Below are 16,427 nucleotides of genomic sequence, written 5' to 3' on the forward strand. Positions count from 1 at the left end.
ATGTCTGAAATGACTCCGCGCGAGATTGTCAGCGAACTGAACAGATTTATCATCGGCCAGGATGGCGCCAAACGTGCTGTGGCGATCGCCCTGCGCAACCGCTGGCGTCGTATGCAGCTGGATGAAGATCTACGCCATGAAGTTACGCCGAAAAACATTCTGATGATTGGCCCGACCGGCGTAGGTAAAACGGAAATCGCCCGTCGCCTGGCTAAGCTGGCTAACGCGCCTTTTATCAAGGTTGAAGCCACCAAATTCACCGAAGTCGGCTACGTCGGTAAAGAAGTGGATTCTATTATCCGCGATTTGACGGATGCGGCGATGAAAATGGTGCGCATGCAGGCGATTGAACGCAATCGCTACCGCGCAGAAGAGATGGCTGAAGAACGCATTCTTGATGCGCTGATCCCTCCGGCTAAAAATAACTGGGGCCAGCCAGAGCAAAATGCCGAGCCGTCTGCTGCGCGCCAGTCCTTCCGTAAAAAACTGCGCGAAGGCCAGCTGGACGACAAAGAGATTGAGATCAACCTGGCCGCCGCGCCGATGGGCGTAGAAATCATGGCGCCTCCGGGCATGGAAGAGATGACCAGCCAGCTGCAGTCAATGTTCCAGAATCTGGGCGGACAAAAGCAGAAGCCGCGCAAGCTGAAGATCAAAGATGCAATGAAGCTGCTGGTGGAAGAGGAAGCGGCCAAGCTGGTCAATCCAGAAGAGCTGAAAGAAGAAGCGATTGAAGCGGTTGAGCAACACGGTATCGTGTTTATCGACGAGATCGATAAAATCTGTAAGCGTGGCGAAACCTCAGGCCCGGATGTTTCTCGCGAAGGCGTGCAGCGTGACTTGCTGCCTCTGGTAGAAGGCTGCACCGTCTCTACCAAGCACGGCATGGTTAAAACCGACCATATCCTGTTTATCGCTTCCGGCGCATTCCAGGTAGCCAGCCCGTCAGATCTGATTCCGGAACTGCAGGGTCGTCTGCCGATTCGCGTTGAGCTGCAGCCGCTGACCGTAAACGATTTCCAACGTATCCTGACCGAGCCAAGCGCTTCCGTTACCGTGCAGTATAAAGCGCTGATGGGAACCGAAGGCGTTAATATCAGCTTTACCGAAGATGGCATTCGCCGTATCGCTGAAGCGGCATGGCAGGTTAACGAAACCACTGAAAACATCGGTGCGCGTCGTCTGCATACGGTGCTGGAGCGTCTGATGGAAGATATTTCCTATGATGCCAGCGATCGCAGCGGTGACAGCATTACCATTGATGCCGCGTATGTTTCGCAGCATCTGGATCAGCTGGTTGCTGACGAAGATCTCAGCCGCTTCATTCTGTAAGCGGTATTTAGCATCAGTAAGGAGGCTACGGCCTCCTTTTTTATTGCTTCCTTCTGCGCCTGAACCACGTCAATTTGACGGAGGTTAAGGTGGCTGCGTGTATACCGCCGTAGACTCGATCTACCTCTTTTGGATTAAAAACGGCGGCGGTCTCACTTATGGAACATATTCAACCGGCAACGTTCTTTCACTTCCGCGCCTGGATGGAAAGCCTGCGCTTGCGCACTTTGCCGCTGGCATTCGCCTCTATTCTGACGGGTTCTGCTCTGGCCTGGTGGCAGGGCGCTTTCAGCCTGACCATCGCCCTGCTCTGCTTCCTGACCAGTGGTCTGCTGCAGGTGCTATCTAATCTGGCTAACGATTATGGTGATGCGGTAAAAGGCAGTGACGGTAGCGAGCGTCTGGGGCCTTTGCGCGGCATTCAAAAAGGCGCGATTACCTTAGCGCAGCTGCGAACGTCGATAGTTATTGCTACCGCAATGGCGCTGGTCTGCGGCATTTTACTGATTAGCTATGCCTGTCACAGCCTGAGCGATATGTTGAGTTTTCTGCTGCTGGGGGCGCTGGCGATTATCGCGGCCATTGCCTACACCGTAGGAAAAAAGCCCTATGGCTACCTGGGCCTGGGCGATTTATCGGTGTTGATATTTTTCGGCTGGCTGGCCGTCAGCGGCAGCTTTTACCTGCAGAGCCACCTTATCAAACCACTGGTGCTGTTGCCTGCAACGGCCAGCGGCCTGCTGGCGGCGGCGGTGCTTAATATCAATAATCTGCGCGATATTGAAACCGATCGTCAATGCGGCAAGATGACGCTGGCAGTACGGCTGGGCGCTGCTCACGCTCGCCGCTATCACCTGCTGCTGCTGGGCGGCGCGCTGCTCTGCTATGCCGCCTTTGCCTGTTTCGCGCGCCCAGGCTGGGGAAGCTGGCTCTTTCTGCTCTCTGCGCCGCTGTTCTGGCAACAAGGTCTCTATATTCTGCGTGAAAGATCGCCCCTTGCTATGCGTCCCATGCTGGAAAAAACGGTGAAAGCAGCGCTGCTGGCGAACGTGCTGTTTTCTATAGGGATGCTGCTTTGATTGATATATCGCAACCTTTGCACCATTGATGATTTTGCCAACAACTTAAATAAAGCGATATACTTACCGCTCCTGTGGCAAACAGACGAAAATCCTATGAAATACGATACTTCCGAACTCTGCGACATCTATCACGAAGACGTAAACGTGGTAGAGCCCCTTTTCTCCAATTTTGGAGGTCGCACCTCGTTTGGCGGCCAAATCACGACGGTGAAATGTTTCGAGGACAACGGCCTGTTATACGACCTGCTGGAAGAAAATGGCCGGGGTCGTGTGCTGCTGGTAGATGGCGGCGGCTCAGTGCGGCGCGCGCTGGTTGATGCGGCGCTGGCTCAGCTGGCGGTGCAAAACGAATGGGAAGGCATTGTGGTCTACGGCTCGGTCCGCCAGGTTGACGATCTGGAAGAGCTGGATATTGGTATCCAGGCTATTGCCGCTATTCCGGTTGGCGCGGCGGGCGAAGGCATTGGCGAAAGCGATATTCGCGTTAACTTTGGCGGTGTTACCTTCTTTTCCGGCGATCATCTGTACGCGGACAATACCGGTATTATCCTGTCGGAAGATCCGCTGGATATTGAATAGCGGATGCGGTTACTGCGCCTGAGCTTGTCGCCAGGGCAGATCGCGGACAGCAAAAACGGGTGCCTGGGCACCCGTTTTTTATGTTCGATGAAAGCAGCATCCGTGCGGATTAAACTTCTTCCATCTTACCTAACAAAGCCCGCAGGCGCTCCTGCCACTGAACCTGTTCTTCTTTCAGGTGCTGGTTTTCACGCACCAGCGCTTCGCTGTTTCCCGAGGCCTGTTGAACTTCATGTTTCAGACTGTTGTTCTGCTCTTTCAGCTCTTCGATTTCCATCTGCAGCAGCGTGATGGTATCAATCGCCTGCTGTACTTTCGCTTCCAGTTTCTCGAATACTTCAAATGACATTCTATGACTTCTCCTAATCGCAAGGCGTTGATGATGCCAGCCGCAGACGACGAGACATCACAAAACTTCGTAAAAAAATCTAACACTCCGATTGTAAGTAGCCGCACAGCCCAAGTCCAGCGGCGAACCGTTGTGAAGCGCAGTATGTAACACTTTTCAGCATATACCGAAAGCGGTACGGCAGCCTAATCGTTGATAATGGCCCGTTTGTTAACAAAACGAACGCAACGTGCAGCGAGAGGTGACAAAAATGATGTTTAAAGAACAGCAAAAGACGCGAAAGCGAGCATTTTTTTGATGGACTACACAGTTTTAGCGTTCGCTATTTCTCGTTTATGCGCGTTAACGATAAATTCACAACAGCCCTACATTTGTTTGGGTAGCTCAATGGAATGAAAACAACGATTGATAAAATTTAACCTCGCCTTCAGGAATTTCATTATGAGTCAGACAGCAACTAGCACACTCAAAGGTCAGTGCATTGCCGAATTTATTGGAACCGGCATGATCATCTTCTTCGGCGCTGGCTGTGTCGCCGCAATGAAGCTGACTGGCGCCGCTTTCGGTCAATGGGAAATTTGCATTGTCTGGGGCCTGGCCGTGGCCATGGCCGTCTATATGACGGCAGGGGTTTCAGGCGCACACCTGAACCCAGCCGTTACCGTCGCACTTTGCCTGTTCGCCAATTTTGAAGGACGTAAAGTTGCCCCTTATATTGTGGCTCAGGTCGCCGGAGCATTCTGCGCCGCCGCACTGGTTTATGGACTTTATTACAGCTTATTTATTGACTATGAAAGCAGCCATCAGATGCTACGCGGCAGCGCAGAAAGCCTCGATCTGGCCGGCATATTTTCAACCTACCCTAACCCGCATATTAGTGTAGGGCAGGCGTTTCTGGTGGAGATGGTGATTACGGCAGTATTGATGGCTGTGATTATGGCGCTTACCGATGATGGCAATGGCGTACCTCGTGGGCCATTAGCACCGCTGCTTATTGGTTTGCTGGTTGCGATTATCGGTGGTGCAATGGGGCCGCTGACCGGATTCGCACTGAACCCGGCACGTGATTTTGGTCCAAAAATTTTCGCCTGGCTGGCAGGCTGGGGTAACGTCGCCTTTACCGGTGGCCGTGATATTCCCTATTTCCTCGTGCCGATTTTTGGCCCGCTGGTTGGTGCCTGTCTGGGAGCCTGGGGTTATCGCTCACTGATCTGCCGTCATCTGCCCTGCAACCTTAATATCACGCAGGATACCAAAGCGGGAAAGCCGGTCGCGCGCGCTGAGCAGCATAAAGCGTAACAGTGTTTAATCTTTGCACATCAGGAATTGATTATGTCTACAGATAAAAAATATATTGTCGCGCTCGATCAGGGCACTACCAGCTCTCGTGCTGTGGTTCTTGACCATGACGCCAACATCGTGGCCGTTTCCCAACGCGAATTTACACAAATCTATCCGAAAGCGGGCTGGGTTGAACACGATCCGATGGATATCTGGGCTTCCCAAAGCTCTACGCTGGTTGAAGTGCTGGCGCATGCGGATATTCGCTCTGACCAGATTGCTGCTATCGGTATTACTAACCAGCGCGAAACGGCGATTGTCTGGGATAAAGAATCTGGCAAACCGATCTATAACGCAATTGTCTGGCAGGATCCACGCACGGCTGACTACTGCGAAAAGCTGAAAAAAGAGGGGCTGGAAGAGTACATTCAGCACACCACGGGTCTGGTGATTAACCCCTATTTCTCTGGCACCAAAGTGAAATGGATCCTCGATCATGTGGAAGGCGCACGCGAGCGCGCCAAACGTGGCGAGCTGCTGTTCGGAACCGTGGATACCTGGCTTATCTGGAAAATGACCCAGGGCCGGGTACATATTACCGACCACACCAACGCATCGCGTACCATGATGTACAACATTCATAAGCTGGAATGGGATCAGCGGATGCTGGACATCCTCGACATTCCGCGTGAAATGCTGCCGGAAGTGAAATCTTCATCTGAAGTGTATGGGCAAACCAATATCGGCGGTAAAGGCGGAACGCGTATTCCTATCGCCGGTATCGCTGGCGATCAGCAGGCGGCACTGTATGGCCAGCTCTGTGTATTGCCGGGTATGGCGAAAAATACTTACGGTACCGGCTGCTTTATGCTGATGAACACCGGCACCGAGGCGGTCACCTCTACGCACGGCCTGTTAACCACTATCGCCTGCGGCCCGCGCGGTGAAGTTAACTATGCGCTGGAAGGTGCCGTGTTTATCGGTGGTGCCGCAATTCAGTGGCTGCGCGATGAGATGAAACTGATCAGCGATTCTGCCGACTCAGAATATTTCGCCATGAAAGTAAAAGACTCAAACGGCGTCTATATGGTTCCTGCCTTTACCGGTCTGGGCGCGCCTTACTGGGATCCCTATGCGCGTGGTGCGCTGTTTGGTCTGACGCGCGGCGCAAATGCCAATCATATTATTCGTGCAACGCTGGAATCTATCGCCTATCAGACGCGCGACGTGCTGGAAGCGATGCAGAATGATGCCAATACGCGTCTGCAATCCCTGCGCGTTGACGGCGGCGCGGTCGCAAATAACTTCCTGATGCAGTTCCAGTCCGATATTCTCGGTACCCGCGTAGAGCGGCCGGAAGTACGTGAAGTTACCGCGCTGGGTGCGGCCTATCTTGCCGGTCTGGCAGTGGGCTTCTGGAAAGATCTGGATGAAGTACGTGCGAAAGCGGTTATTGAGCGCGAATTCCGCCCGAGCATTGAAACCACCGAGCGAAACTATCGCTACGCCGGCTGGCGTAAAGCTGTGGCCCGTGCCCAGGCATGGGAAGAGCACGACGAGTAATGCTTCAGGCCCGCGTCGCCAGGCGGCGCGGGCTTTTCTCTCCCCTTTCCCCGCTGTGATACACTTTCGCCTCATTTGTTTTTTCAGAGGCTGGTCATGAAACGAGAACTCGCCATTGAATTCTCCCGCGTTACCGAAGCTGCCGCTCTGGCAGGCTATAAATGGTTGGGTCGCGGCGACAAAAATCAGGCTGATGGCGCAGCAGTGAATGCCATGCGCATTATGCTCAACAAAGTTGATATCGACGGTCAGATTGTTATCGGCGAAGGTGAAATCGATGAAGCGCCGATGCTCTATATCGGTGAGAAAGTCGGCACCGGCAACGGCGATGCCGTTGATATCGCCGTCGATCCGATTGAAGGCACCCGCATGACCGCCATGGGTCAGGCGAATGCGCTGGCCGTGCTGGCAGTTGGCGACCGGGGCACGTTCCTGAATGCGCCCGATATGTATATGGAAAAGCTGATTGTCGGCCCCGCCGCTAAAGGCCATATCGATCTCAACCTGCCGCTGGAAACTAACCTGAAAAATATCGCAGCGGCATCAGGCAAAACGCTTGATGAACTGACGGTAACCATTCTGGCGAAGCCGCGCCATGATGACGTGATCAGGCAGATGCAGCAGCTGGGCGTGCGCATTTTCGCGATCCCCGACGGCGATGTCGCCGCCTCTATCCTGACCTGTATGCCCGATAGTGAAGTCGATGTGCTGTACGGCATCGGCGGTGCGCCGGAAGGCGTGGTATCAGCAGCGGTGATCCGCGCGCTGGATGGCGACATGCAGGGGCGTCTGCTGCCTCGTCATGAGGTGAAAGGGGAAAGCGAAGAAAACCGGCGCCTGGGCGAGCAGGAACTGGCGCGTTGCCATGAAATGGGGATCAACGCCCATCAGGTGCTGACGTTAGATATGATGGCGCGTAACGACAATGTGATTTTCTCCGCCACCGGCATTACCAGTGGCGACCTGCTGAAAGGCATTACGCGCCAGGGAAATATCGCAACCAGTGAAACGCTGCTGATCCGGGGTAAATCAAGGACTATCCGCCGTATTCAGTCGATTCACTATCTCGATCGCAAGGATACGGCGCTGCATCCGTGGATCCTGTAAGCATCAAATGGCCTGCGGTTCGGGGCCTTTTGATAGCGGCCACCAGCACAGCAGCATTAACACTGCGGTCGCGCACATCAGCATGCCCAAGCTAAACTGGCTGTTCTGCGGCAGCATCGCCGACAGCCAGGCAACCAGCCCGGAACCCAGGTTCTGTAGCCCGCCAATCAGTGCGCCAGCCGTCCCCGCCAGCCAGGCGTAAGGCTCCATCGCGCCAGATGTTGCCAGCGGAAACATCATCCCGGCGCCAAAGAAAAACAGGGATGCCGGTACCAGCAGCGTCCAGATATTCATGATGCCAAACCAGGCGGGCAGCCACATCAGAACGCCAGCCAGCAGGCAGCTGTTTACCGCATACCACATCAGCGTATGAAAGCTTTTCTCGTCACGTCCGGCAAACCAGGCGCCGAAAAAGGCTGCCGGGATCGGCAGAATAAACAGAATACTGATGGTCATTGCATCCAGCCCCAGCACGCCGCCCATCAAAATGCCGCAGCTTGCCTCATAGACGGCAATCCCCGCCAGCGCGCCAATAAGCATAATCAGATAGCGAACAAAAATGCGATCGCTCAGTAATGGCCGATAACGCGAAAACAGTGGCCGGGTTTCGCTCGCCAGAGGACGGGTTTCCGGGAGCCAGCGCGCCATTGCGCCGGTGACCAGCAAACACAGCAGCAGCAGGAAAGCAAAGCAGGCGTGCCAGCCAAACAGATGCGTTAGCATCGCGCCGATCATTGGCGCTGCAAGTGGGCTGACAAGAATCCCCATATTTAACAGGCTGTTTGCCTGACGCAGCGCGCTGCCGGCATATAAATCACGCGGCATGGTCCGCGCCATCACGCCTGCGACGCCGGTGCCTAATCCCTGCAGGGCGCTGGCCGCTATCAGCCAGTCAATAGAAGGCGCAAGCAATGCCCCCAGCGCGCCCAGCATAAAAATAGCCATGCCCGCCAGTATTACCGGTTTACGTCCCACGCTATCGGAGAGAGGCCCGTAAATCAGCTGTGAACTACCATAGGTCATCAGGTAGGCGGCCATTACGCGCTGCATTACGCCATCGCGTATGTTAAAAGATGCAGCAATGTCGGCCATTGCCGGGACATAGATGGTTTGTGCCATTTGTCCTACCGCCACCAATACAATCAGCATCAGTAACAGATGTCCGTTTTCTATCTTTTTCATAGCCACTTAGAAGAAAGTTACAGAATAAAAGCCCACTGTTTGACTGTTATGTAGCAAATCAGTGGGGATTTCAGATTTGATGGCGGCAAAAATAGCAGTTTGCTTACAGAAGGGAATGACGCAGCGACAAGTTTTTTTATCATTCTGTCAGCAGAAATTGCCCTTCTTTGTAAAACTAACTATACGGCCGCACAAACTGATACCTCCTTTTGTCGCGCAGAGCTTTTCTGGCGCAGGCAGGCTGGAAAAAACGGCGTTGAGTGACGAAGATAGGCAAAGAGCTAACTGGAGAGAGGAAAAGTCATGGCTGAATGGGTTAACGGCAGCGTTACGGAAGTTACACACTGGACGGATAGTTTATTCAGCATCAAGGTTAATGCTCCCGTCACGCCCTTTACCGCTGGTCAGTTTGCCAAGCTGGCGCTGGAGATTGAAGGCGAGCGGGTGCAGCGCGCCTACTCTTATGTGAATGCTCCTGCCGATCCCGCTTTAGAATTTTACCTGGTCAATGTGCCGGAAGGGAAATTAAGCCCAAGGCTACATGCCTTACAGCCGGGCGATCGGGTAATGGTGACGAAAGAAGCCGCCGGTTTTTTTGTGCTGGAAGAGATCCCCGAATGCCAAACCCTGTGGATGCTGGCAACCGGCACCGCTATCGGCCCTTACCTTTCGATTTTGCAACAGGGCGAAGGCCTGGAGCGGTTCCAGAATCTGGTACTGGTTCATGCCGCGCGCTACGCCGCCGATTTAAGTTATCTGCCGCTCATGCAGCAGTTAGAGCAGCGCTATAACGGCACGCTGCGGATCCAGACGGTCGTCAGCCGCGAAGAGAGCCCGGGCTCGTTAACGGGGCGCGTCCCGGCGCTGATCGCCAGCGGTGAGCTGGAGCGTGCGGTAGGGCTGCCAATGGAGGCTGACAGCAGCCACGTTATGCTGTGCGGTAATCCGCAAATGGTGCGCGATACCCAACAACTGTTAAAAGAGACGCGCGCAATGAATAAACATCTGCGGCGTAAACCCGGTCATATCACCAGCGAGCATTACTGGTGAGGACTTTTTTCCACGCCGCGCCAGCGAAAATAGTTAACCGGCTGCGCGGCACGACCATAACGGTTTTCGCCTGCCGAACCGCTCAGTAGCCCTAATTCGCATAACATGCCGACAAGAATTAGCGCAGGCACAAAACGTCCCAGACCGCTGTGCCAGCCAGCGCCTAAAACGCCCCAGTTACCCGCCAGCAGGATCCAGGCAACCACCAGCAACAGCGCCCAGTAGCCGCGTTTGTTACGATCGTGCAGGCGTTTCACCAGCACCGCGCTGGCAGGCCATAGCAAGCAGACCACGCAGAATGCTGCCGTCTGGGTATCCAGCAGATCGTTTCCCGCCAGCGTGAAAAGCGCGGTCATGGTCAACAGCCAGACTATCTGCCAAATCCAGAAGTCACGCCGTCCCAGGCGACCACGATAAGAAAAACACCATTGCTGTAGCGTCATGCTTTCGTCCCGAGGAAAACTAAAAAGGGTTGCCGCAGCTTTTGACTTTGGCGGGTAAAAACCGTTCTAATCTGGGCTGAGTTTACTGGACAGGGCAAAAAAAATGAAGAAAGCGCCAGGCTCTTTGCTGACGCCCATCCCGATACTGTTGGCACTATTGACGGGCACCGCCGCGCATGCCGATGATGTATCGTCGCGTAGTAATGACTTGCCCACTGCGCCTTACCTGCTGCCAGGTGCGCCAACATTTGATATGAGTATTGCGCAGTTTCGGGAAAAGTATAATACGGCAAATCCTGATTTACCGCTCAGCGAATATCGGGCGATCGACAGCCGACTGGATAAAAGTCCATTAACGCGTGCGGCCAGCAAGATCAGCGAAACGCTCTACGCCTCTACGGCGCTGGAGCCGGGCACCGGAAAAATAAAAACGCTCCAGATCACCTGGCTGCCAATTCCCGGCCCTGATGAAAAAGCAGCACAGGAAAAAGCACAGGCATATATGACGGCGCTGATGCGCTTTTTCTCGCCAACACGTTCGCCAGAAGATAGCCGCAAAAGGCTGAATGAGCTGCTGAGCAAAGGGAAAGGCGCACGCTATTATTCGCAGACCGAAGGCGCGCTACGCTTTGTAGTCGCAGACAACGGCGAAAAGGGGCTCACCTTTGCTGTAGAGCCAATCAAGCTCTCGCTCACTGTGCCCTAAGGGTTGTGCCAAAAATGACGAAAAGCAAAGCCATTCAGGGTTAACATCTCTATACTGTCTGGCAGACATCGCTGCCCGTCGGGCAGTGTACTTTACTGGTATTGCGTTACACGTGGAGGATATGATGCGACATCCATTAGTTATGGGTAACTGGAAACTGAACGGCAACAAAAAAATGGTCAGCGATCTGATCGACGGCCTGCGTAAAGAACTGAACGCCGTTCAGGGCTGTGGCGTTGCCATCGCCCCGCCAGTGATGTATCTGGATCAGGCGCAGCAGGCGCTGGCCGACAGCCAGATCGTACTGGGTGCCCAGAACGTTGATGTTAACCTGTCTGGTGCCTTTACCGGTGAAGTCTCTGCCGAAATGCTGAAGGATATTGGCGCTCGCTATATCATTATCGGCCATTCAGAACGCCGTACTTATCACAAAGAAAGCGATGAGTTTATTGCGAAAAAATTCGCCGTGCTGAAAGAAGCAGGTCTGACTCCGGTACTCTGCATCGGTGAGACCGAAGCAGAAAACGAAGCGGGTAAAACCGAAGAAGTATGTGCGCGTCAAATTGATGCGGTGCTGGAAAGCCAGGGTGCTGCTGCCTTTAACGGCGCAGTGATTGCCTATGAGCCGATCTGGGCGATTGGTACCGGCAAATCAGCCACTCCGGCGCAGGCGCAGGCGGTGCATAAGTTCATTCGTGAACATATCGCAAAGAAAGATGCGAAAGTAGCCGAGCAGGTTATTATCCAGTACGGCGGCTCCGTTAACGATAAAAATGCCGCAGAGCTGTTTGCTCAGCCGGATATCGATGGCGCGCTGGTTGGCGGTGCTTCACTGAAAGCTGACGCCTTTGCCGTCATCGTCAAGGCCGCTGCCGCAGCAAAAGCCTGATGTTTAACGGGCGGCATTGCCGCCCGTTTTCTGTTGTGCCTTAATGCAGAATCGTACAGCGATGTTCCTGCAACTCTTCCGCCGAAGCCCGATTCAACTTCAGCCAGTCACGCTTTATTGCCATTAATGCCAGCCTGCCATCGGATAAGCTAGCCAGCGCCAGGCCATATTTCCCCATCTCCTGCTGCGCCTGCGGCACTTCCTGCATTAAACGCATAAAACTGCTCTGCTGCGCCAGCTCGGCTGGCGTCAATGCGCGAACCAGCCAGCGATGCTGATGCAATGTTTCCGGCTGCCACTGTGAATTCAGCTGCGGCGTTAGCCTGTCCAGCTGTTGACGTACCTCAGGATCCAGGCAGGAGATATGAATATGCAGCTGGTTCTGGGTACGGCCATACTCGGAATTAATGGCTAATGAGATGGCGCTATCGGGAACGGCAGAGCCGTGACGCATCGTCAGCAGATGACGCTGTTGCCAGGCCAGCGCAAAGAAATCAGGCGTAGCGGGATCCCGCAGCGCCGGGCTTTCGATACCGCTGATGCGGGCCACAGGCATTAATAAATATTGCAGAGAGCCGTTACGATCTTTCAGCGTGACGTAACCTGCCTTGATATCAACGCTCTGGCAGGGGCTGGGATCGTTTTTTTGTAGCTGGCCCGGCACGCACTGCTGGCTAATAATTTGCCACAGCGCGTTGCCGTTATGATGGAAACGCCATGCCGCGAAGGCCAGCGCGATAACAAGAAAGGCGATAACAACCGTAACGATTTTCAGAACGCGTGCAGGGACTGACATAGCGACTCCTCCTGATGAACGCTGACAACCCTCGTTGGCTTAACGAGAATTGTCACGCTAAATCATCAGAGGAGAACGCGCTAGCGTTTCATTACCTGGTCGTAGGTGCCACCTTCCGCAAAGTGCGTTTTCTGTGCCTGCGTCCAGCCGCCGAATTTGTTATCAATGGTGAACAGCTTCAGCGGCGTAAAGGTGCTGGCATATTTCTTTGCCACCCCGGCATCACGAGGACGGTAGAAGTTTTGCGCGGCAATGGCCTGCCCCTCCGGTGAGTAGAGATAATTCAGATAGTCATTGGCTACTTTGCGCGTATCACGATCGTCAACCACGCGATCGACAACGGATACCGTCGGCTCGGCAAGGATAGACTCACTGGGCGTAACAATCTCAAACTGGTCTTTACCCAGCTTATTTACCGCCAGATAAGCTTCGTTCTCCCAGGCAATCAGCACATCGCCAATGCCGCGCTCAACAAACGTATTCGTTGCCCCGCGAGCGCCGGAATCCTGTACCTCGACGTTTTTATACAGCGCTTTAACAAACTCCAGCGCCTTATCCTGGTTGCCATTGTTCTGGTCCAGCGCGTAGCCCCAGGCGGCAAGATAGTTCCAGCGTGCGCCGCCAGAGGTTTTAGGATTAGGAGTAATAACCGCAACGCCAGGCTTCAGCAAATCTGGCCAGTCGTGGATCTGCTTTGGATTGCCTTTACGCACCAGAAAAACGATGGTGGAGGTGTAAGGCGCAGAATTATCCGGGAGCCGTTTTATCCACTCTTTATTAATTCGGCCGCGCGCGGCAATGGCATCAATATCGGAAGCCAGCGCCAGCGTTACCACATCGGCGCGAATACCGTTGATTACCGACGTTGCCTGCTTGCCGGAGCCGCCATGCGACTGGCGGATCACGATATTATCGCCGGTTTCCTGCTTGTAGTGCGCGCTGAACGCTTTGTTATATTGCTCATACAGCTCACGTGTCGGATCGTAAGATACGTTCAGCAGTTCAATATTTTTTGCCAGTACGCTGGTTGATGCCAGTAAAACGGCCAGCCCTACACTCCACTTATTCATCGTACGCTCCCCCGGAAGTTATTAACGGAAGCGTGACATAAAGCTTACGGCGTTTTAAAGAATTAAAAATAGGAGGTTATTACTTTATGGAATATAAAAAGGGGGAAACAGGGCACTGCGTGCGCAGCGCCCTGAAAACAATTAATAAAGTTTTTTTGCGGTTTCCAGCCAGTCGCGTTTGAAAGGGCGCTTCATGTTTTCAATGGCATCGATGATATCGTGATGCACCATCTTTTCATTCTGGATGCCCACGCAGCGGCCGCCGTAGCCCTGTAGCAACAGTTCAATCGCATAAGCGCCCATACGTGAAGCCAGAATACGGTCATAGGCGACCGGTGCACCACCGCGCTGGATGTGACCCAGAACCGTCGCGCGCGTTTCGCGTTTGGTTTCCGCTTCGATATATTTCGCCAGCTCATCGATATCGCAGATATGCTCAGTAATCGCCACGATAGCGTGCTTTTTACCTTTCTCGATACCCGCTTTGATCTCCTGCACCAGCTCTTCGCGAGTATAAGGAATTTCCGGCAGTACGATAAATTCACATCCGCCCGCAATCGACGCTGCCAGCGTCAGATCGCCACAGTAACGGCCCATCACTTCAACGATAGAAATACGCTGGTGTGAAGAAGAGGTATCACGCAGGCGGTCGATTGCTTCAACCACCGTTTCCAGCGCTGTGAAATAACCAATGGTGTAGTCGGTACCGGCCACGTCGTTATCGATGGTGCCCGGTAAACCGATACATGGGAAGCCCATTTCAGTCAGGCGTTTCGCACCCATATAAGAGCCGTCGCCACCAATCACCACCAGCGCATCGATATTGCGCTTTTTCATATTCTCAATGGCTACCTGACGCGTTTCCTCATTACGGAACTCAGGAAAACGCGCAGAGCCCAGAAAGGTGCCGCCGCGGTTAATCATGTCAGAAACGCTGTAGCGGTCGAGGTTGATCATGCGGTCTTCATACAAGCCGAGATAGCCATCATAAATGCCACAAACTTCCAGTCCTTCACTCAGGGCGGAGCGAACGACACCGCGAATAGCTGCGTTCATCCCTGGGGCGTCGCCGCCGCTTGTCAGTACACCGATTTTCTTGATCATGGCTACCTCTGGACTTAATACTTAATGATGAATTCGTTACGCCGGAAAGGTTCGACGCCCGCTCAGTGTCCGATCTTACCGACTCATAATGGCAAATAGTATATCAAACCCCTGCTGCTGAATTGATTCAGGTCAGACTAGTTTCGGGTAAAATCTTTTCCACAATGTGGCTTTGCGCCTCGTTCAAAAGCCAGGCTGATATTATTCCACACTTCTGCCTATAAAAAACCCTGCGGCTCGGTGCGGGCAACAGAACAGGGATCCTGATGGATGATAATATCCGAGCCAGGAAAGTGTTTTAAAAGCGCCTGCTCTACCTGCTCCGCCACGCGATGTGCCTGAATTAACGGCAAGTTATCCTCTATTTCCAGATGGACCTGAATAAAGCGTGTCGGACCTGATTGTCGGGTACGCAAATCGTGCGCGCCCTGGACGCCAGGCCAGCTGGTGATGATTTGCACTATCTGTTGCCGCTCCGCATCAGGCAACGCACGATCAAGTAAAGACTGTACGGCATCATAGCCCATACGTAACGCGCTAAACAGAATCCATGCGCCAATGCCTAACGCAAACAGCGCATCAGCCCGGGTGAAGCCATACCAGCTAAGCGCCAGCGCCAGCAAAATGGCCCCGTTCATCAATACGTCAGACTGATAATGCAACATGTCGGCACGAATCGCCTGGCTTTGCGTTTTACGCACGACCCAGCGTTGAAAAGCCACCAGCAGCAGCGTTGAAACCAACGCCACAAGGGTAACGACCATACCTACCAGCGGTGCGTGTAGCACGCCCGGAGAAGCCAAATGCTGAATACCGGTCAGGAACAAAAACAGGGCAGAGCCGGAAATAAACATGCTCTGCGCCAGGGCTGCCAGCGATTCCGCTTTACCATGACCAAACGTATGCTCCGCATCCGCAGGCTGCAATGAATAGCGCACCACCAGAAGATTGGTTAAAGAGGCGGCGGTATCGACCAGCGAATCCACCAGAGCTGCCAGTACGCTGACCGATCCGGTATACCACCAGGCGAATATCTTGATAAATAACAGCAGCACTGCCAGCACCGTTGCTGCCATTGCCGCCCGGTTAACCAGCCGCGCATAGGAAGCTAACATCCGCACCCCACTGAAAGTAAAAGCTAAGTATAAGAGCAGTATCGCAAAAAGCAGCAGGATACGCGCAAAGGATGTGCAGAAAAGGGAGATATTATGGGCAAAAAAAACCCCGCCATCATGGCGGGGAAGACAGGGATGGTGTCTATGGCAAGGAAAACAGGGATACTATATTACTGGTTACTGCCGGCACTACTCGCTTCATGCAGAGGCTGAACCTGCTGCAAATTCGTCAGCCTGCGCAACTCACTCATTCGTTGCTCATGCTTTTGTTGCAAAACAGCCTGTTGCTGCGGCGTTAGCAGGTGATACATCTGGTTGCGGATACGGGCCATTTCGACCTGCCGCGCAACCTGTTCCTGTGCTAACTTTTCTGCCTGAGCCTTTACGGCTGTTTCATTAAACTTTTCTGCAATCACCAGATTATGCAGAGTTTCTAAATCTTTCACGTTTACGGGAGGGCGCTCATGTTGCGTCTGCTGCATTAGATCCCGCATCTGCTGACGCTGTTGTTCCGAAAGCTTAATGCCATCAAACATATGGCTTTGCGGATTTTGCGCTATGCTGCCAGTCATCAATTCGCCTGGCGGATGCATCCCGTCAATCGTCGTAACGTCTGCTGCCCATGCGCTGGAGTAACTAAAAACCACCGAGGCTGAAGCAAAGACGACGGCGGTTACTTTGCGCATCGTTTACTCCCACATTCGTTTGCATCATTTGATTCAACGCAGTTCAGACTACAGAGATAGCTGCAAACTAGCGTCAGGGGGTGTAAAACTACG

Annotated in this window: 17 protein-coding genes; 9 read left to right on the plus strand and 8 right to left on the minus strand. The window is 53.5% G+C overall.

The window, feature by feature from the left end; all coding sequences use genetic code 11:
• From hslU to rraA, 3 genes are all read left to right on the plus strand, one after another.
• Positions 1 to 1,332, plus strand: coding sequence for an HslU--HslV peptidase ATPase subunit (gene hslU, locus ACQE3Y_RS17870; RefSeq protein ID WP_250651181.1), 1,332 nt, complete (start codon positions 1 to 3; stop codon positions 1,330 to 1,332).
• Positions 1,333 to 1,490: 158 nt separating this feature from the next.
• A complete protein-coding gene (locus ACQE3Y_RS17875) occupies positions 1,491 to 2,411 on the plus strand; it encodes a 1,4-dihydroxy-2-naphthoate polyprenyltransferase (protein WP_426982186.1) in 921 nt (306 codons plus the stop codon).
• A 96-nt stretch (positions 2,412 to 2,507) separates the two neighbouring features.
• Positions 2,508 to 2,993, plus strand: a complete 486-nt coding sequence (gene rraA / locus ACQE3Y_RS17880; protein ID WP_085072261.1) for a ribonuclease E activity regulator RraA — start codon at positions 2,508 to 2,510, stop codon at positions 2,991 to 2,993.
• Positions 2,994 to 3,102: 109 nt separating this feature from the next.
• Here the strand turns inward: rraA and zapB are convergent, their stop codons facing one another.
• Positions 3,103 to 3,342, minus strand: coding sequence for a cell division protein ZapB (gene zapB, locus ACQE3Y_RS17885; protein ID WP_085069362.1), 240 nt, complete (start codon positions 3,340 to 3,342; stop codon positions 3,103 to 3,105).
• Between the two features lie 441 nt (positions 3,343 to 3,783).
• Between zapB and ACQE3Y_RS17890 the strand changes: the two genes are divergently transcribed.
• The 3 genes from ACQE3Y_RS17890 to glpX all read left to right on the plus strand — a co-directional run bounded on the left by ACQE3Y_RS17890 (position 3,784) and on the right by glpX (position 7,293).
• Entirely contained in the window at positions 3,784 to 4,641 is an 858-nt protein-coding gene (locus ACQE3Y_RS17890) for an MIP/aquaporin family protein (protein ID WP_426974947.1), read from the plus strand.
• 30 nt (positions 4,642 to 4,671) lie between these two features.
• Positions 4,672 to 6,186 (plus strand): glycerol kinase GlpK, encoded by a 1,515-nt coding sequence (glpK, locus tag ACQE3Y_RS17895; protein ID WP_085072260.1) that lies wholly within the window; start codon positions 4,672 to 4,674, stop codon positions 6,184 to 6,186.
• A gap of 96 nt (positions 6,187 to 6,282) precedes the next feature.
• The gene (glpX, locus tag ACQE3Y_RS17900) at positions 6,283 to 7,293 is read left to right on the plus strand and encodes a class II fructose-bisphosphatase (RefSeq protein WP_250651184.1); all 1,011 of its coding nucleotides are present in this window, start codon (positions 6,283 to 6,285) and stop codon (positions 7,291 to 7,293) included.
• 3 nt (positions 7,294 to 7,296) lie between these two features.
• On the opposite strand, the gene emrD is transcribed toward glpX, so the two are convergent.
• Entirely contained in the window at positions 7,297 to 8,475 is a 1,179-nt protein-coding gene (emrD, locus tag ACQE3Y_RS17905) for a multidrug efflux MFS transporter EmrD (protein ID WP_426974946.1), read from the minus strand.
• Between the two features lie 303 nt (positions 8,476 to 8,778).
• Here emrD and fpr point away from each other — a divergent pair, with 303 nt between their 5' ends.
• Positions 8,779 to 9,525: a ferredoxin--NADP(+) reductase gene (gene fpr / locus ACQE3Y_RS17910; RefSeq protein ID WP_426974945.1), complete on the plus strand. Its 747-nt coding sequence runs from the start codon at positions 8,779 to 8,781 to the stop codon at positions 9,523 to 9,525.
• On the opposite strand, the gene ACQE3Y_RS17915 is transcribed toward fpr, so the two are convergent.
• Positions 9,516 to 9,968 (minus strand): DUF805 domain-containing protein, encoded by a 453-nt coding sequence (locus tag ACQE3Y_RS17915; protein WP_426974944.1) that lies wholly within the window; start codon positions 9,966 to 9,968, stop codon positions 9,516 to 9,518. The genes fpr and ACQE3Y_RS17915 overlap by 10 nt on opposite strands.
• A 103-nt stretch (positions 9,969 to 10,071) precedes the next feature.
• Between ACQE3Y_RS17915 and ACQE3Y_RS17920 the strand changes: the two genes are divergently transcribed.
• Positions 10,072 to 10,674, plus strand: coding sequence for a DUF1454 family protein (locus tag ACQE3Y_RS17920; protein ID WP_426974943.1), 603 nt, complete (start codon positions 10,072 to 10,074; stop codon positions 10,672 to 10,674).
• 124 nt (positions 10,675 to 10,798) lie between these two features.
• On the plus strand, positions 10,799 to 11,563 hold the full coding sequence (gene tpiA, locus ACQE3Y_RS17925; RefSeq protein ID WP_085069348.1) for a triose-phosphate isomerase: 765 nt from the start codon (positions 10,799 to 10,801) through the stop codon (positions 11,561 to 11,563).
• A 40-nt stretch (positions 11,564 to 11,603) separates the two neighbouring features.
• On the opposite strand, the gene ACQE3Y_RS17930 is transcribed toward tpiA, so the two are convergent.
• The 5 genes from ACQE3Y_RS17930 to cpxP form a co-directional block, all read right to left on the minus strand.
• Positions 11,604 to 12,359: a CDP-diacylglycerol diphosphatase gene (locus tag ACQE3Y_RS17930; protein WP_426974942.1), complete on the minus strand. Its 756-nt coding sequence runs from the start codon at positions 12,357 to 12,359 to the stop codon at positions 11,604 to 11,606.
• 80 nt (positions 12,360 to 12,439) lie between these two features.
• Entirely contained in the window at positions 12,440 to 13,429 is a 990-nt protein-coding gene (locus tag ACQE3Y_RS17935; protein ID WP_426974941.1) for a sulfate ABC transporter substrate-binding protein, read from the minus strand.
• A 141-nt stretch (positions 13,430 to 13,570) separates the two neighbouring features.
• Positions 13,571 to 14,533: a 6-phosphofructokinase gene (pfkA, locus tag ACQE3Y_RS17940; RefSeq protein WP_426974940.1), complete on the minus strand. Its 963-nt coding sequence runs from the start codon at positions 14,531 to 14,533 to the stop codon at positions 13,571 to 13,573.
• A 218-nt stretch (positions 14,534 to 14,751) separates the two neighbouring features.
• The gene (gene fieF / locus ACQE3Y_RS17945) at positions 14,752 to 15,648 is read right to left on the minus strand and encodes a CDF family cation-efflux transporter FieF (RefSeq protein ID WP_426974939.1); all 897 of its coding nucleotides are present in this window, start codon (positions 15,646 to 15,648) and stop codon (positions 14,752 to 14,754) included.
• 170 nt (positions 15,649 to 15,818) lie between these two features.
• Positions 15,819 to 16,334: a cell-envelope stress modulator CpxP gene (gene cpxP, locus ACQE3Y_RS17950; RefSeq protein ID WP_426974938.1), complete on the minus strand. Its 516-nt coding sequence runs from the start codon at positions 16,332 to 16,334 to the stop codon at positions 15,819 to 15,821.
• Positions 16,335 to 16,427 lie beyond the last annotated feature (93 nt).

Origin of the sequence: Pantoea sp. FN0305 (assembly GCF_050113845.1) — a bacterium.
GTDB lineage: Bacteria > Pseudomonadota > Gammaproteobacteria > Enterobacterales > Enterobacteriaceae > Mixta > Mixta alhagi.

What these genes read in the sequence shown, in the direction of transcription:
- hslU (WP_250651181.1), top strand. Translation starts at nt 1, where the DNA reads ATGTCTGAAATGACTCCGCGCGAGATTGTCAGCGAACTGAACAGATTT.
- ACQE3Y_RS17875 (WP_426982186.1), top strand. Translation starts at nt 1,491, where the DNA reads ATGGAACATATTCAACCGGCAACGTTCTTTCACTTCCGCGCCTGGATG.
- rraA (WP_085072261.1), top strand. Translation starts at nt 2,508, where the DNA reads ATGAAATACGATACTTCCGAACTCTGCGACATCTATCACGAAGACGTA.
- zapB (WP_085069362.1), bottom strand. Translation starts at nt 3,342, where the DNA reads ATGTCATTTGAAGTATTCGAGAAACTGGAAGCGAAAGTACAGCAGGCG.
- ACQE3Y_RS17890 (WP_426974947.1), top strand. Translation starts at nt 3,784, where the DNA reads ATGAGTCAGACAGCAACTAGCACACTCAAAGGTCAGTGCATTGCCGAA.
- glpX (WP_250651184.1), top strand. Translation starts at nt 6,283, where the DNA reads ATGAAACGAGAACTCGCCATTGAATTCTCCCGCGTTACCGAAGCTGCC.
- emrD (WP_426974946.1), bottom strand. Translation starts at nt 8,475, where the DNA reads ATGAAAAAGATAGAAAACGGACATCTGTTACTGATGCTGATTGTATTG.
- fpr (WP_426974945.1), top strand. Translation starts at nt 8,779, where the DNA reads ATGGCTGAATGGGTTAACGGCAGCGTTACGGAAGTTACACACTGGACG.
- ACQE3Y_RS17915 (WP_426974944.1), bottom strand. Translation starts at nt 9,968, where the DNA reads ATGACGCTACAGCAATGGTGTTTTTCTTATCGTGGTCGCCTGGGACGG.
- ACQE3Y_RS17920 (WP_426974943.1), top strand. Translation starts at nt 10,072, where the DNA reads ATGAAGAAAGCGCCAGGCTCTTTGCTGACGCCCATCCCGATACTGTTG.
- tpiA (WP_085069348.1), top strand. Translation starts at nt 10,799, where the DNA reads ATGCGACATCCATTAGTTATGGGTAACTGGAAACTGAACGGCAACAAA.
- ACQE3Y_RS17930 (WP_426974942.1), bottom strand. Translation starts at nt 12,359, where the DNA reads ATGTCAGTCCCTGCACGCGTTCTGAAAATCGTTACGGTTGTTATCGCC.
- ACQE3Y_RS17935 (WP_426974941.1), bottom strand. Translation starts at nt 13,429, where the DNA reads ATGAATAAGTGGAGTGTAGGGCTGGCCGTTTTACTGGCATCAACCAGC.
- pfkA (WP_426974940.1), bottom strand. Translation starts at nt 14,533, where the DNA reads ATGATCAAGAAAATCGGTGTACTGACAAGCGGCGGCGACGCCCCAGGG.
- fieF (WP_426974939.1), bottom strand. Translation starts at nt 15,648, where the DNA reads ATGTTAGCTTCCTATGCGCGGCTGGTTAACCGGGCGGCAATGGCAGCA.
- cpxP (WP_426974938.1), bottom strand. Translation starts at nt 16,334, where the DNA reads ATGCGCAAAGTAACCGCCGTCGTCTTTGCTTCAGCCTCGGTGGTTTTT.